This window comes from Sphingomonas sp. CFBP 8760, from assembly GCF_014841615.1.
Taxonomy (GTDB): domain Bacteria; phylum Pseudomonadota; class Alphaproteobacteria; order Sphingomonadales; family Sphingomonadaceae; genus Sphingomonas.
Genome location: NZ_JACYUG010000003.1, coordinates 49,470 through 75,773, shown reverse-complemented (window position 1 = coordinate 75,773; position 26,304 = coordinate 49,470). Strand labels below are relative to the sequence as shown.

At 69.2% G+C, this 26,304-nt stretch carries 22 protein-coding genes; 11 read left to right on the top strand and 11 right to left on the bottom strand.

Translation table 11 applies throughout. The features are described from left to right. Positions 1–2: 2 nt before the first annotated feature. Both IFT82_RS05200 and IFT82_RS05195 read left to right on the top strand, forming a co-directional pair. Positions 3–3,134: a TonB-dependent receptor domain-containing protein gene (locus tag IFT82_RS05200; protein ID WP_342355053.1), complete on the top strand. Its 3,132-nt coding sequence runs from the start codon at positions 3–5 to the stop codon at positions 3,132–3,134. Between the two features lie 96 nt (positions 3,135–3,230). Then, entirely contained in the window at positions 3,231–4,481 is a 1,251-nt protein-coding gene (locus IFT82_RS05195) for an aspartyl/asparaginyl beta-hydroxylase domain-containing protein (protein WP_192125221.1), read from the top strand. Positions 4,482–4,509: 28 nt separating this feature from the next. Here IFT82_RS05195 and IFT82_RS05190 read toward each other — a convergent pair whose 3' ends face one another. The 3 genes from IFT82_RS05190 to xseA are packed head-to-tail and all read right to left on the bottom strand — an operon-like array spanning position 4,510 to position 7,017. After that, positions 4,510–5,406, bottom strand: coding sequence for a M23 family metallopeptidase (locus IFT82_RS05190; protein ID WP_244646527.1), 897 nt, complete (start codon positions 5,404–5,406; stop codon positions 4,510–4,512). Beyond that, positions 5,403–5,603 (bottom strand): DUF2093 domain-containing protein, encoded by a 201-nt coding sequence (locus tag IFT82_RS05185; protein WP_192125219.1) that lies wholly within the window; start codon positions 5,601–5,603, stop codon positions 5,403–5,405. The genes IFT82_RS05190 and IFT82_RS05185 overlap by 4 nt, the downstream gene beginning before the upstream one ends. A 28-nt stretch (positions 5,604–5,631) precedes the next feature. Continuing rightward, entirely contained in the window at positions 5,632–7,017 is a 1,386-nt protein-coding gene (xseA, locus tag IFT82_RS05180; protein WP_192125217.1) for an exodeoxyribonuclease VII large subunit, read from the bottom strand. Here xseA and purD point away from each other — a divergent pair. The 3 genes from purD to IFT82_RS05165 all read left to right on the top strand — a co-directional run bounded on the left by purD (position 7,016) and on the right by IFT82_RS05165 (position 12,547). Next, positions 7,016–8,290 carry a phosphoribosylamine--glycine ligase gene (purD, locus tag IFT82_RS05175; RefSeq protein WP_192125216.1) on the top strand — a complete coding sequence of 425 codons (1,275 nt, stop codon included), beginning with the start codon at positions 7,016–7,018 and terminating at the stop codon, positions 8,288–8,290. The genes xseA and purD overlap by 2 nt on opposite strands. Positions 8,291–8,329: 39 nt before the next feature. Further along, a complete protein-coding gene (locus IFT82_RS05170) occupies positions 8,330–9,151 on the top strand; it encodes a hypothetical protein (protein WP_244646526.1) in 822 nt (273 codons plus the stop codon). A gap of 726 nt (positions 9,152–9,877) precedes the next feature. After that, a complete protein-coding gene (locus tag IFT82_RS05165) occupies positions 9,878–12,547 on the top strand; it encodes a TonB-dependent receptor domain-containing protein (protein WP_192125214.1) in 2,670 nt (889 codons plus the stop codon). A 75-nt stretch (positions 12,548–12,622) separates the two neighbouring features. On the opposite strand, the gene IFT82_RS05160 is transcribed toward IFT82_RS05165, so the two are convergent. From IFT82_RS05160 to IFT82_RS05150, 3 genes are all read right to left on the bottom strand, one after another. Next, a complete protein-coding gene (locus IFT82_RS05160; RefSeq protein WP_192125212.1) occupies positions 12,623–12,832 on the bottom strand; it encodes a hypothetical protein in 210 nt (69 codons plus the stop codon). Positions 12,833–12,927: 95 nt separating this feature from the next. Beyond that, positions 12,928–14,505 carry a phosphoglycerate dehydrogenase gene (serA, locus tag IFT82_RS05155; RefSeq protein ID WP_192125210.1) on the bottom strand — a complete coding sequence of 526 codons (1,578 nt, stop codon included), beginning with the start codon at positions 14,503–14,505 and terminating at the stop codon, positions 12,928–12,930. A gap of 116 nt (positions 14,506–14,621) precedes the next feature. Continuing rightward, positions 14,622–15,776, bottom strand: a complete 1,155-nt coding sequence (locus IFT82_RS05150) for a phosphoserine transaminase (protein WP_192125208.1) — start codon at positions 15,774–15,776, stop codon at positions 14,622–14,624. 414 nt (positions 15,777–16,190) lie between these two features. On the opposite strand from IFT82_RS05150, the gene IFT82_RS05145 reads away from it, so the two are divergent. Then, entirely contained in the window at positions 16,191–16,838 is a 648-nt protein-coding gene (locus IFT82_RS05145; protein WP_192125206.1) for an extensin family protein, read from the top strand. 31 nt (positions 16,839–16,869) lie between these two features. Next, positions 16,870–17,754: an LOG family protein gene (locus IFT82_RS05140; protein ID WP_192125204.1), complete on the top strand. Its 885-nt coding sequence runs from the start codon at positions 16,870–16,872 to the stop codon at positions 17,752–17,754. 186 nt (positions 17,755–17,940) lie between these two features. On the opposite strand, the gene IFT82_RS05135 is transcribed toward IFT82_RS05140, so the two are convergent. Further along, the gene (locus IFT82_RS05135; RefSeq protein WP_192125203.1) at positions 17,941–18,639 is read right to left on the bottom strand and encodes a c-type cytochrome; all 699 of its coding nucleotides are present in this window, start codon (positions 18,637–18,639) and stop codon (positions 17,941–17,943) included. A gap of 111 nt (positions 18,640–18,750) precedes the next feature. Between IFT82_RS05135 and IFT82_RS05130 the strand changes: the two genes are divergently transcribed. Continuing rightward, positions 18,751–19,641 carry a prephenate dehydratase gene (locus IFT82_RS05130; RefSeq protein WP_192125200.1) on the top strand — a complete coding sequence of 297 codons (891 nt, stop codon included), beginning with the start codon at positions 18,751–18,753 and terminating at the stop codon, positions 19,639–19,641. An 86-nt stretch (positions 19,642–19,727) separates the two neighbouring features. Here the strand turns inward: IFT82_RS05130 and nudC are convergent, their stop codons facing one another. From nudC to IFT82_RS05115, 3 genes are read right to left on the bottom strand one after another with little or no spacing between them, the layout of a single operon-like run. Continuing rightward, entirely contained in the window at positions 19,728–20,588 is an 861-nt protein-coding gene (gene nudC, locus IFT82_RS05125) for an NAD(+) diphosphatase (protein WP_192125198.1), read from the bottom strand. A gap of 8 nt (positions 20,589–20,596) precedes the next feature. Continuing rightward, positions 20,597–21,931, bottom strand: coding sequence for a serine hydrolase domain-containing protein (locus tag IFT82_RS05120; protein WP_192125196.1), 1,335 nt, complete (start codon positions 21,929–21,931; stop codon positions 20,597–20,599). Beyond that, positions 21,928–23,013, bottom strand: coding sequence for an A/G-specific adenine glycosylase (locus IFT82_RS05115; RefSeq protein WP_342355052.1), 1,086 nt, complete (start codon positions 23,011–23,013; stop codon positions 21,928–21,930). Before IFT82_RS05115 ends, IFT82_RS05120 begins: the two co-directional genes overlap by 4 nt. A 26-nt stretch (positions 23,014–23,039) precedes the next feature. Between IFT82_RS05115 and IFT82_RS05110 the strand changes: the two genes are divergently transcribed. From IFT82_RS05110 to IFT82_RS05100, 3 genes are read left to right on the top strand one after another with little or no spacing between them, the layout of a single operon-like run. After that, positions 23,040–23,636, top strand: coding sequence for a DUF721 domain-containing protein (locus tag IFT82_RS05110; protein WP_192125193.1), 597 nt, complete (start codon positions 23,040–23,042; stop codon positions 23,634–23,636). After that, positions 23,636–24,307: a thioredoxin domain-containing protein gene (locus tag IFT82_RS05105; protein WP_192125191.1), complete on the top strand. Its 672-nt coding sequence runs from the start codon at positions 23,636–23,638 to the stop codon at positions 24,305–24,307. The genes IFT82_RS05110 and IFT82_RS05105 overlap by 1 nt, the downstream gene beginning before the upstream one ends. Before the next feature lie 17 nt (positions 24,308–24,324). After that, positions 24,325–25,074 carry a DsbA family protein gene (locus IFT82_RS05100; protein WP_192125189.1) on the top strand — a complete coding sequence of 250 codons (750 nt, stop codon included), beginning with the start codon at positions 24,325–24,327 and terminating at the stop codon, positions 25,072–25,074. Positions 25,075–25,430: 356 nt separating this feature from the next. Here the strand turns inward: IFT82_RS05100 and IFT82_RS05095 are convergent, their stop codons facing one another. After that, positions 25,431–26,240, bottom strand: coding sequence for an outer membrane beta-barrel protein (locus IFT82_RS05095; RefSeq protein WP_192125187.1), 810 nt, complete (start codon positions 26,238–26,240; stop codon positions 25,431–25,433). Positions 26,241–26,304: the final 64 nt, after the last annotated feature.

Sequence of the window (26,304 nt, the reverse complement as noted above, 5' to 3'; positions counted from 1 at the left end):
TAATGCGGTTACGTTCACACCTACTGAACACGACCCTGTTCGCGGGCGCAGCGTTCCTTGCCGCCCCGGCCAGTGCGCAGACAGCGCCGGCGACACAGGAAACCCAGCAAGTTTCGAATGATCCCAACACCCCGCCGCCAGCGGAAGAGGGTCAGGACATCGTCGTCACCGGCACGCTGATCAGCAATCCCAACCTCGTCTCGTCGAGCCCGGTCAACGTGGTGTCCGAGAACGAATTGACGTTACGGAACGTCAACAATGTTGAACAGATCATCCGCGAACTGCCCGGCGCGGTGCCCGGCATCGGTTCGGCCGTGAACAACGGCACCGGCGGCTTCGCGACGATCAACCTGCGCAACCTCGGGTCGCAGCGTAACCTGGTGCTGCTCGACGGCGACCGGTTGGTGCCCGCCGCCGCTGGCGGCACCGTCGACCTCAACAACATCCCGACCGCACTTGTTCAGCGCGTCGACGTGCTGACCGGCGGCGCCTCCACCACCTATGGTGCGGACGCAGTGTCGGGCGTCGCGAACTTCATCACCAAGAAGAACTTCGCGGGAATGGAGGCGAACGTCAGCCAGCAGATCACCGAGCGGGGTGATTCGAACTATTTGCGCGCGGATCTGACGGTCGGCGCCAATTTCGACGACGGCCGCGGCAACGCGACGTTGAGCCTGGGCTATCAGGAAGCCGATCCCCTGTTTCAGGGCGACCGTGATGTTTCGGTGTTCAGCATCGGCGGCGGCAATGGTATCGCCGCTGGCGCATCGCCCACCTCAACGCCGACGCGCATCGCCATCGCCGGCCAGGATCTGCAGGTCAATCCAGGCGGCACCGCGCTGGTACCGTTCTACAACGGCTTCAACTTCAGCCCGTACAACATCTTCCAGACGCCGTTCAAGCGCTACAACATCTTCGCTCAGGCGAACTACGAGGTAAACGACAACCTCGAGGTCTATACCCGCGGCCTGTTCTCGAAGAACACCATCCAGTCGATCATCGCACCATCGGGTATCTTCGGTGAGGCACTGACGATCCCGGGCAACAACCCGTATCTGCCGGCCGGCATCCGCGATCAGCTTTGCGCAGCCAATTTTACGTCGCAGAGTGCTGCGGCAGCCGGTGCAACGAATGGCACGATCAGGGCCGCATTGATAGCTGATGCAGCACGGTATGCTCCTGGTGCTTGTGCGGCGCAAACAGGTGGCACGGCCTTTGTGGCACCTACAGTAAACGCACAGGGCGTAGTGACTTCGACTGGCACGGCGGGTAATGCTATTAGTCTTCCAGAAGTGTATCGCCGCTCGGTCGAACTGGGGCCGCGCGTCTCGACCTACACCACCACCGTCTTCGACTATAAGGCGGGCCTTCGCCTGCGCTTCTCCGATCATGTCAAGCTGGACGTGTCGGGTGCCTATGGCGAGAGCAATCTCGATCAGTCGCAGACCGGCTACGTGTTGCGCAGCCGCGTGCAGCAGGCGCTGAACGCCACCAATGCCGCCACCTGCACGAACACCGCCAATGGCTGCGTGCCGCTGAACCTGTTCGGGGCGGTCGGCTCGATCACCCCCGATCAGGCGGCGTTCCTGAACGGCGAAAGCAGCATCGCGATCAATACCTCGCTGTCGCAGGCCCGCGCGGTGCTGAACGGCGATTTCGGCACCACCTCGCCCTTCGCCAACGAGCCGATCGCGTTCGCGGGCGGCGCCGAGTACCGCAAGTACAGCTACAACCGCATCCCCGATGCGCTGGCGCTGGTTCCCGGTGAGCTGGGCGGTGCGGGCGGCGCGGTGCTGCCGTTCGCCGGCAGCTACGACGTGCGCGAGGCATTCGGCGAGATCATCGCGCCGCTCGTCGCCGACAAGCCGTTCTTCCATTCGCTGACGCTGGAAGCCGGTGTCCGCTATTCGGACTACAAGGTCCAGGCGGCGAACAATCCGAAGTTCAGCGCCACCACCTACAAGTTCGGTGGCAGCTTCGAACCGGTCGAGGAGATCAAGTTCCGCGGCAACTACCAGCGCGCGGTCCGCGCGCCCAACATCTCCGAACTGTTCACGCCGGTATCGACGGCACTCGACAGCCTGCCGCCGGGCCTCGACCCCTGCGTGGGCACGGGTGTGCGCAACAACCCTAATCTGCAGGATGCATGCGTACGACAAGGTGCGCCGCTCTCGGCCATCAACAGCGCGACCGGCATTCTGGAACCGGCATCGGGCCAACCGAACGTCACCGGTGGCGGCAATCCGAACATCCGTCCGGAAAAGGCCGATACCTACACCTTCGGCGTCGTGATCCAGCCGCGCGGTATCGTACCGGGCCTCAGCATCGCGGTCGATTACTTCAACATCAAGGTCAACGACGCGATCACCAGCGCGACGCCGGGTGACATCCTGGCGGCGTGCTTCGGTACCGCGCCGGCGTCGATCACGGCTGCGCAGGCCGCTTCGACGGCCTGCACCAGCATCCGCCGCAGCACCGCGACGGGTCGCCTCAGCGGATCGAGCGCGACGGTCGCCGGCCTGCCGCAGCCGCTCACCAATCGTGGGCGCCTGCGTACCGACGGCATCGACCTGAACGCCAACTACACGCGTAACTTCGGCGAAGTGGGGCTGAACCTCAGCTTCCAGGGCACCTGGACCAACCATCGGTACTTCCGCGCATCGGAAAATGCCTATGACCGCGACTGCGTAGGTTATTACAGCAGCAGCTGCGAATCGATCCAGCCGGAGTTCCAGTGGAACCAGCGCACCAGCCTGAGCTTCGGCCCGGGCACGCTGTCGCTGCTGTGGCGCCATATCGGCAAGGTCGAGTACGAGGCGCTGGCGCCTGACGCCACCGCACGTCTGATCTCCACGCCGCTGTTCAACGGCGTGGTCACCGGTCCGACGCCGCTCGCCGGCGGCACCTACGACTTCAACCGGATCGGCGCCCGCGACTATTTCGACCTCAACGCGCAGGTCGAAGTGAACGAGCACCTGACGTTCACGCTCGGCGTCCGGAACCTGCTCGACAAGGATCCGCCGCTGGTGGGTGCGTCGATCGGGTCGACTGCGTACAACAGCGGCAACACCTATCCGTCGACCTACGACGTGCTGGGTCGCCTCTACACCGCATCGGCCAAGTTGCGGTTCTGAACGCCGCGACCGCTACGGATCGAAACGGAAAGGGGCGGCCTGCGGGTCGCCCCTTTTTCGTTGCGTGATAGCGGTGCCGCGGCGTAGCCCGGTGTCATGTCCGACGCATCCCGCCTTCAGACGATCATCACCCAGGCCGTCGCCGCCCGTCAGCGCGGCGACGCCAGCGGTGAGCGGCGATTGCTGGACGACGGGCTGGCGATTGCGCCCGGCCACCCGCAATTGCTCAACGCCGCCGGCATGCGCGCGATGGCGGATGGGGACCTGTCGCTGGCGCTGGCCCGCTTCGCCGCCGCGGCCGCGCACGATCCGGATCAGCCCGTGCTGTGGATCAACCAGGCGACGATCCATCGCCAGTTGGGCGACGACGGCGCCGAACAGCGGGCGCTGGACCGTGCGCTGGCGATCGATCGGCTGAACTTCACCGCGCAATTGCGCATGACCGAGTTGCACGAACGGCGCGGACGCGCGGCGGAAGCGGCACAGGGCTGGGCGGGAATCGTGCAGATGGCCGCCGCCATGCCTCAACGGACGCCGCCGGTGGAGGACGCGCTGGCCCGGGGCCGCGCCTTCCTGTCTCGCCATACCGGTGATCTCGGCCACCGGATCGACGATGCGCTGGGCGGTCGCGCGTCCCGCCGGATGGCGGCGTGCGTCGATCACATGCTCGGCCGCCGCGCCATCTACGCCAATCAGTGCGACGGCATCCACTTCCCCTTCCTGCCAGCGGACGAATTCTTCGACCGGGCGTTGTTTCCCTGGTTTGCGGAATTGGAGGCACGCACCCCCGCGATCCGGGCCGAGGCATTGGCGCTGATGAAGGACGGTGGCGCCGGCATCCGTCCCTATGTCCGCCAAGAGGCGGGTACGCCCGACAACAAATGGTCGGGGCTCGACAACAATCCCGACTGGAGCGCCTGTTTCCTCTATGAATATGGCGTACGCAACGACGAGGTGTGCGCCCGCTGCCCGGAAACCGCCGCAGCGCTCGCCGCAGCGCCGCAGACCGACATTCCCGGCAAGGCACCCAGCGCCTTCTTCTCGATCCTCAGCCCGCATGCGCACATCCCCGCGCATACCGGCGTCACCAACACCCGCACGATCGTTCATCTGCCGCTGGTGGTGCCCGACAAATGCCGTTTCCGCGTCGGCGGGGAAACCCGCGCGTGGCGCGAGGGCGAGGCATTCGCCTTTGACGACACCATCGAGCACGAGGCATGGAACGACAGCGACGAAGCGCGGATCGTATTGATCCTCGACGTGTGGAACCCGCATCTGACCGCGGACGAACGGATGATGCTGCAACAGGTCTATGCCATCACCGGGCAACAGATGGTGGGCGGCTGACCGGCAGCATCGCCGGCCGCCGGTCGGATCACGGCGTCCCCGCCACCAGCAACGGGTCCAGCTTCGCGCCCATCCATTGCAGCCCCCAATGCACATGCGGGCCGGTGGCGCGGCCGGTGGCGCCGGAGCGGGCGACGGGCTGACCCTGGCGGACGTGATCGCCGACGGTCACGTCGATGCGCGACAGGTGGAGGATCGCGCTGTTCAGCCCCGATCCATGGTCGATCATCAACAGGTTGCCCTCCAGCGTGAAGGGGCGGGCGGCGGCGAGGATGACGACGCCGTCGGCGGGGGCCAGCACCGGCGTGCCCGTTGGCACCGCGATATCGGCGCCGCCATGATAGCTGCCGGGCTTGCCCTGATACACGCGCTGCGCGCCGAACCAGCCCGATTGCCGCCCCGTCGCGGGCCAGCGCAGCGGCTGGCGCCAGCCGGCGGCATCGGTCGCCAGCGCGCGCGCCGCGACGATCTGCGCCAGTTCGGCGGGGCGGGCGGCGGCGAATTCGGCGTCGGTCTTGCCGGCGCGATAGGGGGCGTCGACCCGCTCGATCCGCCAGGCGCGCGGTGCCACCGTCAGCATCGTTTCGGTGGCCAGCACGTGGCCGGCGGGGTCGCGATAGCGCTGGACCAGCAGCGCCGCCGGGCCGGCATCGCGGTCGAAGCCCAGGATGAAGCCGCCATCCGCCGCCACCGGCACCGGCCGGCCATCCAGCATCAGCGTCGCGCCCGGCCGCGCGGCGCCGCGGACCAGCCCGCCCTGAATCGCCGCGCCCTCGATCCGCGGCGGCGTGGCGGCCGGCACCAGCCGCGGCGGCGGGAGTTCGCGGGGGTGGCCGACCGGAGCCTGCGCCACCGGCCCCGGCCCCGGCCCGACGCATCCCGCCATCACGACGACGCCCGCCAGTGCCGCCGCCGCGCGCCTCATCGCGGCGCCATCGCTTCGCTGGCGATCGCGGCGCTGGCATAGGCGGCCTGCTGCGCCACGCTCCAGTAGCGCAGGTCGTCGAGCGGGATGCGCGCCTTCGATACCGCGCACAGCACATGGTCGCCCGGCGCCAGCACGCGGAAGCCGTTGGCCATGAAGTGCAGGCGGGCGGGGCGATCGGTGTTGGACATCAGCATGGCAGCGGCTTTCGCGAAAGATGGCGCCTCACAGCAATGTCTGCTGGTCGGGCGTGGTCGCGACATAGGTTTTGCCGCCCGCGCGCTCAACCCGCGTATCGATCCGGGCATCGACGGTCCCGTCGCGGAAGCGCAGCGACACCGCCCCCGCGCGCCGCACCGCCGCCGCGCTGGACAGCGTCTCGCCGCCGGCCCGCGCAGTGATGCGGGCATAGCCGCGCTCCAGGATACGATCGGGGTTGAGCGACTGGACCAGCCGCCACGTCGCGTCCAGCCGGTCGCGCGCCCACTCCGCCTGCCGCACCAGCACCGCCGGGCGCAGCGCCCCGGCCGCCTGACCCAGATCGCTGCGCGCCCGCGTCACGCGGCGTTCCAGCCCCCGGTCCAGCCGCGCGCCGGCATCGTCCGCGCGCTGCCGCTGCGGCCCGAGCAACGCGTCGCGCTTCGGCAACAGCCGCGCCAGCGCGTCCAGCCGCTCGCGCCCCCGCTCGACATAGCGGCGCGCGCAGCGTTCGGTACGGGTGCCGTGCGAGGCGATGGTCAGCCGCAGGTCGGCCAGCACCGGCACCGCGATCTCGGCCGCCGCGGTGGGGGTCGGCGCGCGCAGGTCGGCGGCATGGTCGCACAGCGTCGTGTCGGTCTCGTGCCCCACCGCGGAGATGATCGGGATCGAACAGCCCGCCACCGCGCGCACCACCGCCTCCTCGTTGAACGCCCACAGATCCTCGATCGAGCCGCCGCCGCGCGCCACGATCACCAGATCGGGGCGCGGCACCGGGCCGCCGGGCGCCAGCGCGTCGAACCCGCGCACGGCGGCGGCGATCTCGGCCGCCGCGCCCTCGCCCTGCACCTTCACCGGCCAGACGACGACATGGGTCGGGCAGCGATCCTCCAGCCGGTGCAGGATGTCGCGGATCACCGCGCCGGTGGGCGAGGTGACGACGCCGATCACGCGCGGCAGGAACGGCAGCGGTTTCTTCCGCGCGCCGTCGAACAGCCCTTCCCCCGCCAGCGTCGCGCGCAGCTTCTCCAGCAGCGCCATCAGCGCGCCGGCCCCGGCCAGTTCCATCCGCTCGATCACGATCTGGTATTTGGAGCGGCCGGGATAGATGGTCAGCTTGCCGGTCGCGATTACCTCGATCCCGTCCTGTGGCGCGAAGGGCAGCGCGGCGGCCGATCCCTTCCACATCACCCCGTCGATCACGGCGGCATCGTCCTTCAGGCTCATATAGACATGGCCGGAGGTCGCGCGCTTGTACCCCGAAATCTCGCCGCGCAGGCGGACATGGCCGAACTCGCCCTCCACCATCCGCTTCAGCTTCGACGACAGTTCGCCGACCGACAGCGCGAGTGCGTTGTCGCCGGGCACCGGCTCGGCTACGAGCCGGACTTCATCGGAAAAGGGATCGGGCATGAACGTCCTGCTGCTGGGCTCGGGGGGCCGCGAACACGCGCTGGCGTGGAAACTGGCGCGATCGCCCTCCCTCGATACGCTGTTCGCGGCGCCCGGCAACCCCGGCATCGCCGCCCATGCGACGTGCCTGCCGCTGGATGCGACGGATCACGGCGCCGTGACGGCGTTCTGCGCCGCCAACGCGATCGGGCTGGTCGTGATCGGGCCGGAGGCGCCGCTGGTCGATGGCCTCGCCGACACCCTCCGCGCCGCCGGCGTCCCCGTGTTCGGCCCCGGCCGGGCGGCGGCGCAGCTGGAAGGATCGAAGGGCTTCACCAAGGATCTGTGCGCGCGCGCCGGCATCCCCACCGCCGGCTACCGCCGCGTCACCGACCGCGACACCGCGATCGCCGCGCTGGCCGGCACCTTCGGCCTGCCCGTCGTCATCAAGGCGGACGGCCTCGCCGCCGGCAAGGGCGTGACGGTGGCGATGACCCGTGACGAGGCGATGGCCGCGATCGACGCGCTGTTCGCGCAACCGGGCGGCGAGGCGGTGATCGAGGAATTCCTGGGTGGCGAGGAGGTCAGCCTGTTCGTCCTGACCGACGGTACCACCCTCGTCCCCTTCGGCACCGCGCAGGATCACAAACGCGTCGGCGAAGGGGATACCGGCCCCAACACCGGCGGCATGGGCGCGTACAGTCCGGCGCGCATCCTGACCCCCGATCTGGAGCAACAGGCGATCGACACGATCGTCCGCCCCACCGTGGATGCGATGCGCGACGAGGGGATGCCCTTCGTCGGCGTCCTCTATGCCGGCCTGATGCTGACCGCGCAGGGGCCGAAGCTGATCGAATACAATGCCCGGTTCGGCGACCCGGAAACGCAGGTGCTGATGCTGCGCTACGAGGGCGATCTGGCGCAGCTGATGCTCGCCACCGCCACCGGTCGGCTGCACGAGGTGCCCGCCCCCGCCTTTTCGTCGCAGGCGGCGCTGACGGTGGTGATGGCCGCGCGCGGCTATCCCGGCACGCCTGCCGCCGGTGGCGCGATCGGCGGGATCGCGGCGGCGGAAGCGACCGGCGCGACCGTGTTCCACGCCGGCACGCGGACGCAAGGCCACGCGCTGGTCGCGGCGGGCGGCCGGGTGCTGGCGGTGACGGCGCTGGGCGACGGCGTCGCGGCGGCGCAGGCGGCGGCGTACCGCGCGGTCGACGCGCTCGATTTCCCCGACGGATTCTGCCGCCGCGACATTGGCTGGCGCGAGGTGGCGCGGGAGGCGACACCCGATTAATACTCGCCGCCCGCCCCTGTCCCCGTTAGGAACGGCCGCATGAACGATACCAGCGCGACATCCTCGACGACCGGCTCGACGACCGGGCAATCCGGCGCCAGCCTGCTCCCCGACGGCGTCGGCGCGATCACCACGATCCATCTCGTGCTGATGGCGCTGGTGGCGATCGCCGCGATCGCGATCATCATCGTCGGGATGCGCCGCGCCGCCGCCCGCCGCCATGCCGAGCGCAAGGTCGAAAGCAACGCCCGCGACGCCGGCGTGCCGACGATCGAGGAAGCCGCGAGGCCGGCATCCGAACCTGCCGCGATCGCGCCGCCACCCCCGCCGCCCGCGCCCGTACCGGTCGCTCCCGCGCCAGCGCCCGTCCCCGCCATGCCGGCGCCGGTGACCCCGCCGCCGGTCGAACGCACGGCGCCAGAGCCGACCCCGCCCGAACCGGCCCCGCTGGCCGACGAGCCGATCGCCGCCGCCGCGCCGTTCGACGCCAGCCCCGCCACCGTCGCCGCGACGGACCCGGCACCCGTCGGCCTCACCCCGATCGAAATGCCAGCCCGGCCCGAACCGGTTGCGCCCGAGCCGGTGCGCCCCGAACCGGTTCAGGCGCCCGCGACCGATCCCGCCGATACGCCGGTGACGATGCTGAAGGGCCTCGGCCCCAAGCTGGAAGCCCGCCTCGCCGCGCTCGGCATCACCACCGTCGGCCAGCTCGCCTCCCTGTCCCCCGCCGAAGCCGCCTCGCTCGACGCGCAGCTCGGCCCCTTCACCGGCCGCATGGCCCGCGACCGCTGGCTCGAACAGGCCCGCCTGCTGGCCAGCGGCGACCGTGCGGGCTTCGAAGCGGCGTTCGGACGGCTGTAGGATCGACGGAACGGCGGGTATCGCCGCCGCGAAACGGACACCCGTTCGCCGCGTGATCCCGCCACCGCTCGCCTGGCGGGGCCGTTCGATGGTTTGGCGGTCGCACCGGCTGCTGCGCCGATACCGCGGCGCGATAGATTTCCCCTGACCGCTCGGGCCATGTGGCCGAAGGGCCGCTGCCGCCATGCCCGGGCGAGCGTGACGAAGCCGATCCCGGAGTCGGCGGTCGTATCACGGCGGGTGGCCACACCGCGCCGGACCGCGCGGTAAAGTCGGCACCGTCGATGCCAGCCGCGTCGCCAGCACGGATCGTCAAACCGGAAAACGGCGATCATGCGGGTCCCCGGCAATTCAGCCCGAAAAAACCTCCATGGATCAGCACGTTGTCCGACACGTCACGGCGTGACGCCAGCATTTCGACGAAAAACCAAGTTCACCGCGTCACTTGCCCCAAGATAGCTGTAAATTTTGTCCGACAATAGACGGTCACCGGTTACCTGTGACCAAATTGTCGCTTGGATTCCGATCGTCACATACATTTCACAATTTACTTGCGTCCGCGAAATACAACTGGCCATTAAAGACGCAGCACGATGCGATCGAACGACGTCGGCACATTTGCAGGATGGCCAAACAACAGATCAGGCGCGACGACAATGGTCGTCGGCCGGGCAATAAACACGTCGGGGGCAGGAGCCTGGGAGTCACTGTCACAAGGGACCTCAGATGATCAGACACACGAGTTCGACTGTTGCAATGGCGTTCGCGTTCCTTGTGGGGGCACCCGCGCTTGCCGCCGGCCAAACCGGATCGGCGCCCGCCGCGCCGACCGCGCCGGTGGAATCGCCGCAGGATGCCGCCGCTTCGGCAGAACCGGCCAGCGACATCGTCGTGCTCGGCACCCGCCGCACCGATCGCACGCTGACCAATTCGGCGTCGCCGGTCGACGTCATCAGCGCCGCCGAACTGACCGCGCAGCCCGCCGCCAACATGATCGACCAGCTGAAGAACATCGTCCCGTCCTTCTATGCCGGCCAGAACACGATTTCCGACGCCTCCACCTTCGTCCGCTCGCCGTCGCTGCGCGGCCTGTCGGGCGACCAGGTGCTGGTGATGGTCAACGGCAAACGGTACAACCGGTCGGCGCTGGTGCAGGTCTATGGGGGCAGCGACACCGGGCTGGGCCGTGGCGCGCAGGGTCCCGACATCTCCGCGATCCCGTCGCTCGCCATCGGCAGCCTGCAGGTGCTGCGCGAGGGCGCGACCGCGCAATATGGATCGGATGCGATCGCCGGCGTGCTCAATTACGGGCTGCGGCAGGATCAGGGCATCGAGATCGTCGGCCGCACCGGGCAATATTATGACGGCGACGGCGAAAGCTATCAGATCGCGGCCAATGCCGGACTGAAGGGTGCGTGGGGCTTCATCAACGTCACCGGCGAATATGTTGACGAGGGGCAGACCAGCCGCGGCGTCACGCGGCCGGCGGCCGCCAATTTCGCGAGCAACTTCCCCGCGCTGGCGTCGCAACTGCCGAACGCGCCGGGACCGGTGCAGTTCTGGGGCAGTTCGCCGTCACACGGCTTCAAGTCGGTGGTCAACGCGGCGATCAACGTCAGCGACAACAGCAAGATCTACGCCTTCGGCAACTTCGCGAAGAGCAAGGGCGACCAGAGCTTCCAGTATCGTCCGTCCGTGTCCAGCACCGCCGTCGACACCAACGGCGTGGTGCGTCCGCAGAACGCCAACGCGGTCTACAACAACACCTTCTTCCTGACCCCCTGCCCGGCGGGCAACGCCACCTGCCCGACCGGCGGGTTCGTGCGCGACGCCAACACGTTCCGCTTCGCCACGCTCTACCCGGCTGGCTTCACCCCGCGCTTCGTGGGAAGGACCGAGGAACTCTACGGCGTGCTGGGTTACAAGGGCACCGCGGGCGACTTCACCTACGACCTGTCGGGCACGCTGGCGCGCAGCAAGATCTCGCTGTCGATGTATAACTCCGCCAACTTCTCCTACGGCCCCGCGACCCAGACCAGCTTCGAATTTGGCGACCTGATCCAGCGCGAGGTGAACTTCAACGCGGACTTCACCTATGCGGCCGATCTCGGCCTGGCCGCGCCGCTGACGATCTCGGCGGGCGGCGAGTTCCGCAAGGAAACCTACGAACAGACCGCCGGCGACCTGCAATCCTATGGCACGGGTCCCTATGCCGTCGCCCAGCGTCTCTACACGCTGACCGCGCCGGGCACCTACACCTTCTCCGGCACGACGGCCGCGCAGGGTGTCGGGGCCAGCGGCTATGCCGGTACCAGCGCCGCCACCGCGGGCAAGTTCAGCCAGAAGGCCTATGGCGCCTATGTCGGGCTGGAAACCGATCTGACCGCGGCGCTGACCGTCGGCGCGGCGGGCCGATACGAACATTACAACACGTTCGGCGACGCCTGGGTGGGCAAGGTCAACGCGCTCTACAAGTTCGCCGATTTCCTCTCGGTCCGCGGCAGCGTCGGCACCGGTTTCCATGCGCCGTCGCCGGGCCAGTCGAACGTGTCGATCGTCACGACCGCCTTCGTCGCGGGCCTTGCCCGCCAGAGCGGTACGTTCCCGACCGACACGGCCGTCGCCCGCTATTATGGCGCGACCGACCTGACGCCGGAAAAGTCGACCAATTACGGGGTAGGCCTCATCCTGGAACCGTTTGCCGGGATGACGATCACGGTCGACGGATACCGGATCGACCTGCGCAACCGGATTGGCGTCACCCAGCCGTTCAGCGTCAGCGCGGCGGATCTGGCGGCACAGCCGGCGCTGCTGCCGGTCGGCATCGGCGGGCAGGTGCAGTATTTCACCAACGGCTTCAAGACGCGCACCCGCGGCGTCGACGTGGTCGCCACCTGGCGGACCCGCCTCAGCGAGGCGCTGCTCAACTTCTCGGTGGCGTATAACTACAACGACACCCAGGTCGGCGAATTCAACGCACGGGTCATCAACCCGGCGCAGCTGATCGACGCGGAAAACCTCGCGCCGAAACACCGCGTGGTGTTCAACGCCAACTGGTCGCTGGACAATCTGACCTTCAACGTGCGCGAGAACTATTACAGCTCGTTCACCAGCGCGCAGGATTACGGGCAGACCAACGGGGTGGCGAATCAGGTTTTCGGGGGCAAGTTCACCACCGATCTGGAACTGAGCTACACCTTCGCCGATCACTTCACGCTGTCGGTGGGTGCGCAGAACTTCACCGACGAGCGTCCCGACCGGCTGAAGCCGACCGCGACGATCCCGATCTATCCGATCACCGGCGGCGCGATCGACGGTCAGGTCTATCCGCGCAACGGCGGCCCGTTCGGGTTCAACGGCGGATTCTATTACACGCGGCTGCGCGTGAAGTACTGACCCGGTGCGGCGGGGCGGCGATCGCCGCCCCGCCGTTTCCCCCCGGCTGCGCGCCGGGCCTGTCAATCGCCGCCCTCAGATCACCCCGATCCGCGCCAGCGTGAACAGCACCACCGGCCACAGCACCGAATTGACGATGTCCTGCGTCGTGTCGGCGATCCGCCACGATCCGGTGCGCAGCCGGTCGAGCGTCTCGTTCGCCAGTTCGGCGACGATCGCCACCACCAGCGGCCAGATCGCGCCGATATCGCCCGCCACCGCGACGCCCACGATCCATATCAACATGCCGATATGGACGTGGAGCGTCGCGTGATCGAGCCCGGTGGTGTTCGCCAGCCAGAGCTTCAGCCGGTTGTGCAGCGGCCCCCCTTCGCCGTCGCTCAGAACGCCAGCCCCATCGCGGTCTTCACGCCCGGCAGCGCCTTCACGGTCGCCAGCAGGTCCGCCGTCACCGGCTCGTCGACCGACAGCAGCAGCACCGCCTCGCCACCCGCCTGACGGCGGCCGAGATGGAAGGTGCCGATGTTCACGCCCGCCTCGCCCAGCGTCGTGCCGAGGCGACCGATGAAGCCCGGCGCATCCTCGTTGACGACATAGAGCATCGCGCCCGCCAGATCGGCCTCGATCTTCACGCCGAACAGTTCGACCAGCCGCGGCGCCTGATCGCCGAACAGCGTGCCCGCGACCGAGCGTTCGCCGTCCTGCGTCTTCACCGACACGCGCACCAGCGTGTGGTAATCGCCCTCGCGCTCGCTCCGGATCTCGCGCACCTCGATGCCGCGATCGCGCGCCAGCAGCGGCGCGTTGACCATGTTGACCGTCGCGGTCTGCGTGCCGAGGAACCCGGCCAGCACCGCGCTGGTGATCGGCTTCTGGTTCAGGTCGGCGGCGCTGCCCTCGCTATGCACCGACAGCCGGGTGATCGCGCCCGTGGTCAACTGGCCGACCAGCGCGCCCAGCTTTTCGGCCAGCGCCATGTACGGCTTCAGCTTGGGGGCTTCCTCCGCCGACAGGCTCGGCATGTTCAGCGCGTTGGTGACGCCGCCCGACACGAGGAAATCGGCCATCTGCTCAGCGACCTGGATCGCCACATTGACCTGCGCCTCGGTGGTCGACGCGCCCAGATGCGGGGTGGAGACGAAATTGGGGGTGCCGAACAGCGGCGATGCCTTGGCCGGCTCCTCGACGAACACGTCGAGCGCGGCGCCGCCGATATGCCCCGAATCGAGCCCCGCCTTCAACGCCGCCTCGTCGATCAGGCCGCCGCGTGCGCAGTTGACGATCCGCACGCCCTTCTTCGTCTTGGCCAGCGCCTCGGCCGACAGGATGTTGCGGGTCTGGTCGGTCAGCGGGGTGTGCAGCGTGATGAAGTCGGCGCGCGCCAGCAACTCGTCCAGCGTCACCTTCTCCACGCCCATCTCCACCGCGCGCTCCGGCGTCAGGAACGGATCGAACGCGATCACCTTCATCTTCAGCCCGCGCGCGCGGTCGGCGACGATCGAGCCGATATTGCCCGCGCCGATCAGCCCCAGCGTCTTCGACGTCAGCTCGACGCCCATGAAGCGGTTCTTCTCCCACTTGCCCGCCTGCGTGCTGGCGTCCGCTTCCGGCAACTGCCGCGCCAGCGCAAACATCAGCGCGATCGCGTGTTCGGCGGTGGTGATCGAATTGCCGAACGGGGTGTTCATCACCACCACGCCCTTGGCACTGGCGGCGGGGATATCGACATTGTCGACGCCGATCCCGGCGCGGCCGACGACCTTGAGGTTGGTCGCGTGCTCCAGGATTTCCTTCGTCACCTTGGTCGACGAACGGATGGCGAGGCCGTCATACTCGCCGATGATCGCGATCAGTTCGGCCGGGGTCTTGCCGGTGATCTCGTCGACCTCGACGCCGCGCTCTCGAAAGATCTGCGCGGCCTTGGGGTCCATCTTGTCGGAAATCAGTACCTTGGGCATGGAAATACGTCCTTCTGCGCCCTCTCCCCTTCAAAGGAGAGGGCCGGGGAGAGGGGAATGGGAAACGGACGGGACAGGGTGGCGCACACCCTCCCCTGTTCCAAAGGGAAGGGGACTCAGCCCGCCTTGGCGGTAGCGTATGCCCAGTCGAGCCACGGGCCGAGCGCCTCGATATCGGCGGTGTCGACGGTCGCGCCGCACCAGATGCGCAGGCCCGCCGGCGCGTCGCGGTAGCCGGCGACGTCATAGGCCGCGCCTTCCGCCTCCAGCAGCGACGCCATCTTCTTGATGAACGCCTCGTCCGCACCCTCGACGGTCAGGCATACGCTGGTCTTCGACCGCGTCGCCGGATCGGCGGCCAGATGCCCCAGCCAGCCGCGCGTCTCGACGATCGCGTCGAGCGCCGCCGCATTGGCATCGGAGCGGGCGATCAGCCCGCTCTCACCCAGCGACTTGCCCCATTCCAGCGCGAAGATCGCATCCTCCACCGCCAGCATCGACGGGGTGTTGATCGTCTCGCCCTTGAACACGCCCTCGGCCAGCTTGCCCTTGCTGACCAGGCGGAACACCTTGGGCAGCGGCCATGCCGGCGTGTAGCTTTCCAGCCGTTCCACCGCGCGCGGGCCCAGGATCAGCACGCCGTGCGCGCCCTCGCCGCCCAGCACCTTCTGCCACGAGAAGGTCGCGACATCGATCTTCACCCAGTCGATGTCATAGGCGAACACGCCCGAGGTGGCATCGGCGAAGGACAGGCCCTCGCGGTCGTCCGGAATGAAATCGGCGTTCGGCACGCGCACGCCGCTGGTGGTGCCGTTCCACGTGAACAGCACGTCGGTCGACCAGTCGATCGCGGCCAGATCGGGCAACTGCCCGTAATCGGCGCGGACCACGACGGGATCGATCCTCAACTGCTTGACGGCATCCGTCACCCAGCCCTCGCCGAAGCTTTCCCAGGCCAGCGCGGTCACGCCGCGCGCGCCCAGCATCGTCCACATCGCCATCTCGAACGCGCCGGTATCCGATCCGGGGACGATGCCGATGCGATGCGTGTCGGGGAGTTTCAGCACCTCGCGCATCAGGTCGATGCAATATTGCAGGCGCTGCTTGCCGATCTTCGAGCGGTGCGACCGGCCAAGGCTGGCGGTGGCAAGCGCGGCGGCATCCCAGCCCGGAGGCTTGGCGCAGGGACCGGAGCTGAAAAAGGGGCGGGCCGGCTTGGTGGTCGGCTTGTGCACAGGCCGAACGTCGGCTGCGGTAACGGTATCCGTCAATGTATCTCTCCTCACAGAGAGCACGCGCCGCGTTGGGGCGGCGTGGCCCGCCGACGGCCTTAGCGATATGGCCGAAGCGGTCAAGCCGAACTTGCCGTCGGGTGCAGCGGCGAAGCAGAAAGAAGGTGGTTCGCGCGGAGGCGCGGAGACGCGGAGAAGAAGAAAACAGGTAATGAACGCGCGCCGCGCGAACCAGCGCCGCAGGCAACCTCCCCCTCCACGTCGGCGGGATCGAGGTCCGGCCCGCCCGGCACGATCCCCATCCCCCCCCTTCTTCTCCGCGTCTCCGCGCCTCCGCGCGAACAAAACCTTCTCCTTTTCTCAGCTTCGCAGCTTCGCAGCTTCGCACGACCAACCCAACGCCCCGTCGCATAACGGCTGACAACCCCGCCCCCGCGCCGGATGAAGGCCCCGATGCGTCGCCTGCTCCCCGCCGTCCTGCTCCTCGCCCTCGCCGCGTGCGGCCGCGCCGATCGTCCCGCCGCGTCCGGGCCGCGCGCGGAGCCGCAGCGGCCCTCGCCGCACGACACCGCGCAGTGCCAGGCCGATCTGCGGCGCGAGGGCGTGTCGTACCGCGAACTGCCCGACAAGGATTACGGCACCGGCTGCGGCGTGTTCGGCGCGGTGCAGCTGATCGATATCGGCGTGCCCGTGACGGGGATCACCGCGATGCGCTGCGGCACCGCGCGCGCCTTTGCCGGCTGGGTGCGCAACGCGGTCGCGCCCGGCGCCTATCAGATGCTGGGGTCGGAACTGGCGCGGGTGGAGGGGATGGGCACCTATGCCTGCCGCAACGTCGTCGGCTCGGCCCGCAACGCCGCGCGCCGGTCGGGCCACGCCCTCGCCAACGCGGTCGATGTCGGCAGCTTCGTGCTGAAGGACGGGCGACGCATCTCGATCCTGCGCGACTGGAATTCGCCCGATCAGCGCACCCGCGATTTCCTGCGCACCGTCCGCGCCTCCGCCTGCCGCCGGTTCGGCACGGTGCTGTCGCCGGACTACAACGCCGCGCACGCCAACCACCTGCATCTGGAGGACGATCGCGCCCGCTTCTGCCGTTGAGGGGCGCCGGACTTTGCCGTAAAGCCCTTGGATGACTGACCCACGAGCCCCGAACCGCGTCTTCCCGCCCGCCAGCCAGGACGCCGCCAGCGCGAAGACCGTCATCTCGACGCCGCAGACGCAGCATCCCGCCTACAAACTCGCCTTTCAGGACATGGACTTCCTGCTGCGCGACGATCTGCGCCCGGTCCGCTTCCAACTGGAACTGCTGAAGGCGCAACTGCTGCTCGACGAAGCGAAGATCGCCTCCACCTTCGTCTTCTACGGTTCCGCGCGCATTCCCGAGCCGGACAAGGCGCACGCGCTGCTGGAGATGGCGAGCGACGACAAATCGCGGAAGATCGCCGAACGCCTCGTCGCCAAGAGCAAATATTACGAGATCGCGCGCGAGCTGGCCCGCATCACCAGCCGCCTGCCGCGCGACGAGGCGGGGCAGCGGCACTTCGTCGTCTGTTCGGGCGGCGGCCCGTCGATCATGGAGGCGGCCAATCGCGGCGCCGCCGATGTCGGCGCGGAATCGGTCGGGCTCAACATCGTGTTGCCGCATGAACAGGCGCCCAATCCCTACGTCACGCCGTCGCTGTCGCTGCAATTCCACTATTTCGCGCTGCGCAAGATGCACTTCCTGCTCCACGCCCGCGCACTGGCGGCGTTTCCGGGCGGGTTTGGCACCTTCGACGAACTGTTCGAACTCCTCACGCTGATCCAGACCGGCAAGATCAAGCCGATTCCGATCCTGCTGTTCGGCCGCGAATTCTGGGAACGCGTGGTCAATTTCGAGGCGCTGGTCGAGGAAGGCGTCGTCTCCGAACGCGATCTCGCCCTGTTCCATTATGTCGAAACCGCCGAGGAAGCCTGGGACTTCGTCCGCCTTTTCTACGAGGAACAGGCGAAGAAGGACGCGGCGGGGGAGTAACACCCCCACGCGCCATCACCCCGACGCCCCCCCCCCTCCCGTCATTGCGAGGAGCGAAGCGACGCGGCAATCCAGGGGCCGCGCGCATGACGCTTCTGGATTGCTTCGCGACGCTCGCAATGACGGAAACGGACAGGGCCGGCCCGACCGCGCCCCTCCCCCAACGGGAGGGGGGGGCCGGACGCCCTACTGCCGCGCGCCCTTGCGCGCCGCTTCCGGATCGACCGAGGGCGCGCCGCTGGCCGGCGTGCCGGTGTTGGCGATATCGCCCGTCTCGCCGCGGGTATCCTCCTCCACCGCGTTCGCGGCGGCGGCGACGTTGCCGCCCGCCTCCTCGACCGGGGCGGCGCCGGCCGCCGGGGCGGCGGGCAGCGGCAGGTTGGAACCCTGGCTGTTCAGATAGGCGATCACGTTCGCCCGGTCCTCCGGGCTGGACAGGCCGGCGAAGGTCATCTTGGTGCCGTTGGCGAACTTGCGCGGGCTGGTCAGCCATGCGTTCATCGCGTCGAACGTCCACTTGCCGCCCACGCCCTTCAGCGCGTCGGAAAAGGCATAGCCCGCCTTGCCCTGTGCGATCGCCTCACCCAGCGTCCCGTACAGATTGGGGCCGATGCCGTTCGCCCCGCCCTGCGCGACGGTGTGGCAGGCGGCGCATTTCTTGAACACTTCCGCACCCTTGCCCACGTCGGCGGTGGGCAGGAGCGAGGCGATCGCCACCTCGGGCGCGCCGCCGGCGCCACCCTCCGCCTCGACGCCCTCGATGGCGTAGCCCATCTTTTCGGGCCGGTGCCCTTCGAAGATCATCGTGCCGGCGATGGTGGAACCGAGCGCGATCATGCCGGCTCCCAATGCCCAGCCGGCAATCGTGTTGGTCTTCAGGTCCATCGCTCGCCCCAATTCTGTCTTCGCCAATCCTTAGGAAAGCCGGGGGCCGTCCGCAAGCCGCGCTTGCCTGCTCTCTTGATCCTGACGGATCACCTGTTACCCCGCGCGCCCATGCAGAGTTTCGCCGCCCCCGCCCTGTCGCTCGTCACCGCGATGACCCGCGCCGCCGCCGCCGAGCCGGAGCGCACCGTCGCGTTCCAGGGCGCGCCCGGCGCCAACAGCCATGTCGCCGCGGTGCAGGCGTTCCCGGACGGGCTGCCGCTGCCCTGTTTCGACTTCGCCGATGCGCTGGATGCGGTGAAGGACGCGCGCGCCGATTGCGCGGTGATCCCGATCGAGAATTCGCTGCACGGCCGCGTCGCCGACATCCATTTCCTGCTGCCCGAATCGGGGCTGGCGATCACCGGCGAACATTTCCTGCCGATCCGCCACGCGCTGATGGGCAGCGGGCCGATCGCCGAGGTGCGGCAGGCGATGAGCCATCCGCAGGCGCTGGGCCAGTGCCGCCACTGGCTGCGCGCACACGGGATCGAACCCGTCGCCTATCCCGACACCGCCGGCGCCGCCGCGCTGGTGCGCGAACTGGGCGACCCCGCGGTCGCCGCGCTCGCCCCACCGGGCGCCGCCGCGCTCTACGACCTCGATCTGCTGGCGACCGACATCGCCGACGCGGATCACAACACCACCCGCTTCGTCACGCTGGCGCGCGGCAGCCGCCCGCCGCTGGGCGACGGGCCGTGGATGACGACGCTGATCTTCGAGGTGAAGAACATCCCCGCCGCGCTCTACAAGGCGATGGGCGGCTTCGCGACCAACGGCGTCAACATGACCAAGCTGGAAAGCTACCAGCGCGGCGGCAGCTTCGCGGCGACCGAGTTCTTCGCCGATGTCGACGGCCGCCCCGGTGACGCGGGCTTCGACCGCGCGCTGGAGGAACTCGGCTTCCACTCCAAATGGGTCCGCATCCTCGGCACCTACCGCCAGGCACGCGAGCGGGGGTAAAGCCGCTTGGGAGGATGGAAACGTGACACCCGCCCATCCGTCATTGCTTCGCTACGCTCGCAATGACGGGATGAAACGCGCCGATATCACCCCGCCCACGCCGTCAGCAGGCTGTACGCGATCGCATAGGGCGGCGGCGGCAGGAACGGTCCCGGCTCGCCCGCCAGCACCGCGCGCACCACCTCCCGCGGGACCCAGATCGCATCCTCCAGCTCGTTGCGGTCCAGCACGATCGCGTCGTCCGCCGCCTGCGCGGTGCAGGCGATCATCAGCGACGACGGGAACGGCCAGGGCTGGCTGGCGACGTAGCGCACGTCGGTGACCGCGATCCCCGCCTCCTCGCCGATCTCGCGCGCCACCGCCTCCTCGATCGATTCGCCGGGTTCCAGAAACCCCGCCAGCGCCGAATAGCGCCCCGGCGGAAAGGCGGGTTGCCGCCCCAGCAGCGCGCGCCCGTCATGCTCGGCGATCATGATGACGACGGGGTCGACGCGCGGGAAATGCTCGGTCCCGCAACCGGCGCAGACGCGGCCCCAGCCGGCGCGATAGGGTGCGGTCGCCTGTCCGCAATTCGCGCAGAACCGGTGGCGGGCATGCCAGTCGAGCACGCTGCGCGCCGCCGCATAGGTCGCCGCCTCGCCCGCCCGCAGGCCATGCAGCGCCGCGATCAGGTCGAGCGAACGGCCCCGCGCCGGCCCGTCCGCCATCTGCGCGAAATGGCCGATCCCGTCCCGCAGGCCGAGCAGCACCAGATCGCCGTCCGCGATCCCCGGATCGATCGCCGTCCAGCCCAGTTCGCCCGCCGCCATCGCCGGCTGGTACCCGTCCATCACCAGCAACCGCGCCGCCGGATCGCGGCGCAGCGCGGCGAAGGCGGCCGCGTCGTGGCGGATCGCATCGCCCCGGTCGAGCAGGCCGCCGGTGAAGCCGATCGCGTTTCCGGTCATCGCCCCGGTCACCGCAACGCCGTCGCGACATCCTGCCGCAAGGCCGCTCCGACCTCCTTGGCCAGCGGGTATCGCTGGCCGGGGATGTAGTTGACCATTACCGTGCCGCGCGCCTGCCGCGCCGGATCGACCCAGCCCAGCGTCCCCGCCGCCCCGCTCCAGCCGTAAGCGCCCTTCGCCAGCCCGCCGGGCTGGTCGACGATGTAAGCGAAGCCCCCCGCGCCATATCCCTGTTTCACCCCGTCGGTTTCGAAGAACACGCCGGCGGGCAGCAGGTTTGACATGCCCAGCCGCACCGTCTCCGGCTTCATCACGCGGGTGCCGTCCAGCGCGCCGCCATTCGCCAGCATCGCGAGGAACCGGTCGTAATCCCGTGCCGACGACACCAGCCCCGCCCCGCCATAGGGAAAGGCCGGCGCCTGCCGGAAGATCGAGGTCGCCCCGGGATCGAGCGGCACGCGATCGTCGCCGACAAAGGTGTAGTTGGTCGCCAGCCGCCCCGCCTGCGCGGCCGGCACGCTGAAGAAGGTCGAATTCATGCCCAGCGGCGTGAAGAACCGCGTCTGCAGGAACCGCTCGAACGGCATCCCCGACGCCACCTCGATCACCCGGCCCAGCACGTCCAGCCCGATCGAATAGCTCCACTTCGTCCCTGGCTGCGCGACCAGCGGCACCGTCGCGACCCGGTCGGCGAATTCGGCGAGCGACTTTGGCCGCACCAGCCGCATCTTCGCTTCGGCGGCGGGATTGATCGCCAGCGGCAACAGGCCCAGCCGCTCATATTCCCGCAGCAGCGGCCCCCTGGCGACGATCGAATAGCTCAGGCCGGCGGTATGCGTCATCAGGTGGCGGATCGTGATCGGCCGCGTCGCGGGTACGGAGGCCAGGCTGGTGTCCGGGCTGGTCAGCACCCGCATCTTGGCGAACGCCGGGATGTATTTCGACACCGGATCGTCCAGCGCGATCCTGCCCTCCTCCACCAGCAGCATCGCCGCCATGCCGGTGATCGGCTTGGTCATCGAATAGATCCGCCACAGGCTGTCCGGCCCGGCGACCGCGCCGTCATCGGCGATCCGCCCCGCCGCGACCGTGATCGCCGGCATCCGCCCGAACCCGAACAGGCCGACGATGCCCGGCATCTTGCCGGCGCGGACGTAACCGTCGAACAGGCTCGCCGTCGCGGGCAGCGGCCGCGGATCGGGTGCCGGGGTCGGCCGGTTCGACCGGATCGACGGCACGGTGCGCGCCGGCGCATCCTGCCGTGCCGCCTGCGCCGCCAGCGGCGGGGCGGCGAGCAGCAGGGGCGCCAGCAGCGCGGTGGTGACGGCGCGGATCGATGTCATTCACGGTCTCCGGTCGATGGGGTAGCGGTGGTGATGGCGGTGGCGGCCTTGGCGAACAGGGTCGGCAACCCGGCGCGGGGCAGGTCGGCGATCGGCCACCATTCGCTCCCCTCCCCCGCCGGTTCGTCTCCAGCCTGCGCAACGCCCGTCGCCAGCGCAAGCTCCAGATCGAAATGGGTGAAGCCGTGCGCCACCCGGTCGTCCAGCAGCCGCCACCGGCCGGCGACGGGCGCCCCCGCCAGCCCCGGCGCCGCCTCCCCCCACGGCCCCGTCGGCAATGCGCGCATCCCGCCCAGCAGCCCCTTGTCCGGCCGGCGGACCAGCAGCACGCAGGCCCCGCGCTCCAGCCAGAAGATCGTGCCGTATCGCTGCGGCTTCGCGCGCTTCGCCGCCTTGGCGGGCAGACGCTCCTCGATCCCGGCGGCGTGCGCGCGGCAATCGGCACGGATCGGGCACAGCAGGCAGCGGGGCCGGCGCGACGTGCAGATCGTCGCACCCAGATCCATCATCGCCTGCGCGAAATCGCCCGCGCGGGCGTCCGGCGTGATCGTGTCGGCGGCGGCGCGGATCGCCGGTCGCGCGGCGGGCAGCGGCGTCCGAATTGCGAACAGCCGCGCCACGACGCGCTCGACATTGGCGTCGACCACCACCGCGCGTTCCCCGAACGCGATCGCCGCCACCGCCGCGGCGGTATAGGCGCCCAGCCCCGGCAGCGCGCGCAGTTCGGCTTCGGTATCCGGAAACGCGCCGCCATGATCCGCGACCACCGCGCGCGCCGCCTTCACCAGATTGCGCGCCCGGGCATAATAGCCCAGCCCCGCCCAGGCCGCCATCACATCGGCCTCGTCCGCCGCCGCCAGCGCCGCCACGCTCGGCCAGCGGTCCACCCAGGCGCTGAAGCGCGGGCGCACCGTGGCGACCGTGGTCTGTTGCAGCATCACCTCCGACAGCCAGACCCGGTACGGGTCGGCCGCCTGCCCCGGCCGGCTGCGCCACGGCAGGTCGCGCGCGGCGACATCGTACCAGGCCAGCAGTTGCGCCGGGATGGATTGCTCCGCGATCGAAGAGTGCTTGGCGTCCACGGGATCGCTATGGCATGGGACGCGGCATGAGCAAGCGCGTCGGCGTCCCCGAATCCAATCAAGTATCCAGTCAGCCATCCGGTCAGGCACCCGGCCCTTCCCCCAAATCCCCCTCCACCATCCGCACCCGGATCGCCGAGCCGCAGCGGTCGAATCGCTCGCGCGCGGTCGCCGAACTGCTGCCCGATATCGGCGGCGCGGCGTTTCGCCGGTTCGGCTTCGTCCAGTCGTCGATCGTCAGCCGCTGGCCCGATATCGTCGGCGAGAAACTGGCCCGCGCCTCCGCCCCCGAATCGCTGCGCTTCCCGATCGGGCAGAAGCAGGACGGCACGCTGACCCTGACGGTGCGCGGTGCGCACGCACCGATGATGCAGCATGTCATCCCGGAGATCATGGAGCGGGTGAACCGGTTCTTCGGCTATCCCGCCGTCGCGCGCATCCAGATCCGGCAGGGTGAGGTGATCGCCCGTCCCTCCGCCCGCACCGCCCCCGCCGCGCTGCGCCCCGTGCCCGTCGAGATGGGCGAGGGGCTGAAATCGATCGCCGACCCGGAACTGCGGGCGGTGCTGGAATCCCTCGCCGCCGGGGTCGCCGCGACCCGGGGCCTGCCCAAGGTGTCGTGATGCGCTTCGGTTTCCTCGCCCTGATCGCCCTCGTTCCCGCCCTGTCCCTCGCGGCCCCGGCCCGCGACTGGCGGGGAACCGCGACGATGAAGCCCGACGGCGCCTATGTCGTCGGCAATCCGGCGGCGAAGGTGAAGCTGACCGAATGGGCCAGCTACACCTGTTCGCACTGCGCGCATTTCTCGGTGGAATCGGAACCGGTGCTGAAGGGGCAGATGATCCGCTCCGGCTCGACCAGCCTGGAGGTGCGGCATCTGGTCCGCGATCCGCTCGATTTCGCGGCGGCGACGGTGGCGCGTTGCGGCGGGCCGCGTCGCTTCGCCGCCGCCCATGCCGCGGTGATGGCCGCGCAGGACCAGTGGCTGGACAAGGGCAGCACCTATATCCGCACCAACGCCGCCGCGTTGCAGGCGATGGCGCCGGAGGTCGCGGCGCGCAAGCTGGCCGATGCCGCCGGGCTGACCACGATCGCCACCGCGCAGGGGCTGGCCGAACCGCGCATCGCCGCCTGCTTCGCCGACAAGGCCGCGACCGAGAAGCTGCTGGCCCTCAGCGGCTCGCTGCCGGCCGAGGTACAGGGCACGCCCACCTTCTTCATCAACGGCAAGCTCGCCCCCAATGTCGGCTGGCCGCAACTGATGCCGCTGCTGCGCGCCGCCGGCGCCCGCTAATTCCAGGAGCCTCTCCCATGAAGTTCGCCACTATGCCCGCCCTGTTCCTCGCCCCCCTCGCGCTGATCGCCTGTTCGGGCGGCGGCTCCGGCGGTAACGACACCGGCGCCGCCACCGCCGCGCCGGTCGCCGCCGTCACCCCGCCGGCGGGGCGCAGCTGGGCGGAAACCGTCAGCAAGACCGAACAGGGCTATATGATGGGCAACCCCAACGCGCCCATCAAGCTGGTCGAATATGGCGCACGCACCTGCCCCACCTGCGGCGCCTTCGCGCGTGAGGGGTTCAAGCCGCTCACCGACAATTATGTCGCCAGCGGCAAGGTCAGCTTCGAATTCCGCGACTATCTGGTCCACGGCGCGCCCGATCTGGTGCTGACCCTGCTCGGCACCTGCACCACGGAGGCGGCGTTCTTCCCCGTGCTCGAACAGATGTACGGCAACCAGAACGCGTTCCTCGACAAGCTGCAGGCGATCAGCCCCGCGCAGCAGCAGGCGCTCCAGTCGCAGACCCCGCTGCAACAGGTCATGACGCTGGCCGAGGCGATGGGCGCGATCGATTTCGTCAAGCAGCGCGGCATCCCGGAGGCGAAGGCCCGCCAGTGCCTGTCCAGCCAGGCCCGGCTGGAAGAGGTCGCCAAGCCCACCGAAAAGGCGACGCAGGACGGCACCGTCACCGGCACCCCCACCTTCATCATCAACGGCAACACCGTGCCCAACACGGTGACGTGGTCGCAACTCGAAACCGCGCTGAAGGCCGCCGGCGCGTAAGCGCGGCGGGCGGCGGGGCGGCGGCAGTCGCCCTGCCCCGCCGCCCCACATGGCAACGCCCCCGTCGCGAACGCCCGCCCCCCCTTTTCGCCGGTCCGCCCCCCCTTTTACCGTCAGCCCCCCCCCTTTTTCCGTCATTGCGAGCGCAGCGAAGCAATCCAGGGCGTCACGCGCGCGGCCTGGATTGCTTCGCTACGCTCGCAATGACGGAGAAGGGAGAAGGCTGTCCTACACACCGCGATCGGCGCTACGGTGCCCAACATCGACCGTCACCGAACGGCCACGCTCTTTCCCGCACCCCTGTAGGATGCGACATTCGTGACTTTCCACCGTGACTTTCCACGGCCCCCGCATCGTCAGAAACTCAGGCCCACGCCCCCTACCGCGCTGTGATTGCGCACATTTAGATCGATGCGGATATCGCCGGTACTGCCGCGCACGCCCATCGCCTCGCCGCCGATCCGGCCCGCCACCGCATCGGCGGCGATCCGGGTGTAGCGATACTCCCCGAACAGCGAGAGCGTCCGCGTCAGCGCCAGCTTCACGCCGCCGCCCGCCCGCAGCCCCCAATTGCCCGACAGGTCCGAATCGGTGACCAGATAGGCCGGCCCGGCAAAGGCATAGGGGGCGAATCTACCCGCCGGCCGGGCCGGGGTCGCACCGATCGGCAGCCGCACCATCGCCAGGGCCGCGACCGTGCCGGTGGTCGGCACCGTCACGCGCGGGATATCGACCGATACCGACCGGCCCGGATCGATCGTCACCGGCTCGCCGAACAATTCCTCCTCCAGCCGCAGATTGCCGGTCGCCCGGATCGTCTGCCGCCGGACATCGGGATCGAGCGTGGAGGCGTCGATCGCCAGCCCGATCCGCCCGAACCAGTGCCCGATCCGCACGCCGTAGATCGTCGAGCTGGTCGGCTCCAGCGACGCCACGTCGATCCGCAGCCGCGCCGGCAAGATCGTGCCGTTGATCCGCGCCTCGTCCGCGGTGATCGTCGCCGCCGTATCCTCCGGCATCGATCGTCCCGCGAACACATCGATAAAGGTCTGCGCCGACGCCGGCATCGCCCCTGATAATCCCGCGATCACCAACAGGCTCGCCGTCACTCCTGCCTTCACCACCGTCTCCCCGTTCGATCGATCCCCGCCAACCGTCAGGCGCACGCCCCCGTTCCGGACCGGTCCCGATTCCGTCCCGATCCCCCTGATGTAACGCAGGATAATCCGC

Excerpts from the sequence above, each read along its gene's own strand:
- IFT82_RS05100 (WP_192125189.1), top strand. The coding sequence starts at position 24,325 with ATGAAGTTCGCCACTATGCCCGCCCTGTTCCTCGCCCCCCTCGCGCTG.
- IFT82_RS05190 (WP_244646527.1), bottom strand. The coding sequence starts at position 5,406 with ATGAGGCGCGCGGCGGCGGCACTGGCGGGCGTCGTCGTGATGGCGGGA.
- purD (WP_192125216.1), top strand. The coding sequence starts at position 7,016 with ATGAACGTCCTGCTGCTGGGCTCGGGGGGCCGCGAACACGCGCTGGCG.
- xseA (WP_192125217.1), bottom strand. The coding sequence starts at position 7,017 with ATGCCCGATCCCTTTTCCGATGAAGTCCGGCTCGTAGCCGAGCCGGTG.
- IFT82_RS05105 (WP_192125191.1), top strand. The coding sequence starts at position 23,636 with ATGCGCTTCGGTTTCCTCGCCCTGATCGCCCTCGTTCCCGCCCTGTCC.
- IFT82_RS05195 (WP_192125221.1), top strand. The coding sequence starts at position 3,231 with ATGTCCGACGCATCCCGCCTTCAGACGATCATCACCCAGGCCGTCGCC.
- serA (WP_192125210.1), bottom strand. The coding sequence starts at position 14,505 with ATGCCCAAGGTACTGATTTCCGACAAGATGGACCCCAAGGCCGCGCAG.
- IFT82_RS05160 (WP_192125212.1), bottom strand. The coding sequence starts at position 12,832 with ATGTTGATATGGATCGTGGGCGTCGCGGTGGCGGGCGATATCGGCGCG.
- IFT82_RS05130 (WP_192125200.1), top strand. The coding sequence starts at position 18,751 with ATGCAGAGTTTCGCCGCCCCCGCCCTGTCGCTCGTCACCGCGATGACC.
- IFT82_RS05140 (WP_192125204.1), top strand. The coding sequence starts at position 16,870 with ATGACTGACCCACGAGCCCCGAACCGCGTCTTCCCGCCCGCCAGCCAG.
- IFT82_RS05110 (WP_192125193.1), top strand. The coding sequence starts at position 23,040 with ATGAGCAAGCGCGTCGGCGTCCCCGAATCCAATCAAGTATCCAGTCAG.
- IFT82_RS05145 (WP_192125206.1), top strand. The coding sequence starts at position 16,191 with ATGCGTCGCCTGCTCCCCGCCGTCCTGCTCCTCGCCCTCGCCGCGTGC.
- IFT82_RS05165 (WP_192125214.1), top strand. The coding sequence starts at position 9,878 with ATGATCAGACACACGAGTTCGACTGTTGCAATGGCGTTCGCGTTCCTT.
- IFT82_RS05170 (WP_244646526.1), top strand. The coding sequence starts at position 8,330 with ATGAACGATACCAGCGCGACATCCTCGACGACCGGCTCGACGACCGGG.
- IFT82_RS05200 (WP_342355053.1), top strand. The coding sequence starts at position 3 with ATGCGGTTACGTTCACACCTACTGAACACGACCCTGTTCGCGGGCGCA.
- IFT82_RS05185 (WP_192125219.1), bottom strand. The coding sequence starts at position 5,603 with ATGCTGATGTCCAACACCGATCGCCCCGCCCGCCTGCACTTCATGGCC.
- IFT82_RS05120 (WP_192125196.1), bottom strand. The coding sequence starts at position 21,931 with ATGACATCGATCCGCGCCGTCACCACCGCGCTGCTGGCGCCCCTGCTG.
- nudC (WP_192125198.1), bottom strand. The coding sequence starts at position 20,588 with ATGACCGGAAACGCGATCGGCTTCACCGGCGGCCTGCTCGACCGGGGC.
- IFT82_RS05135 (WP_192125203.1), bottom strand. The coding sequence starts at position 18,639 with ATGGACCTGAAGACCAACACGATTGCCGGCTGGGCATTGGGAGCCGGC.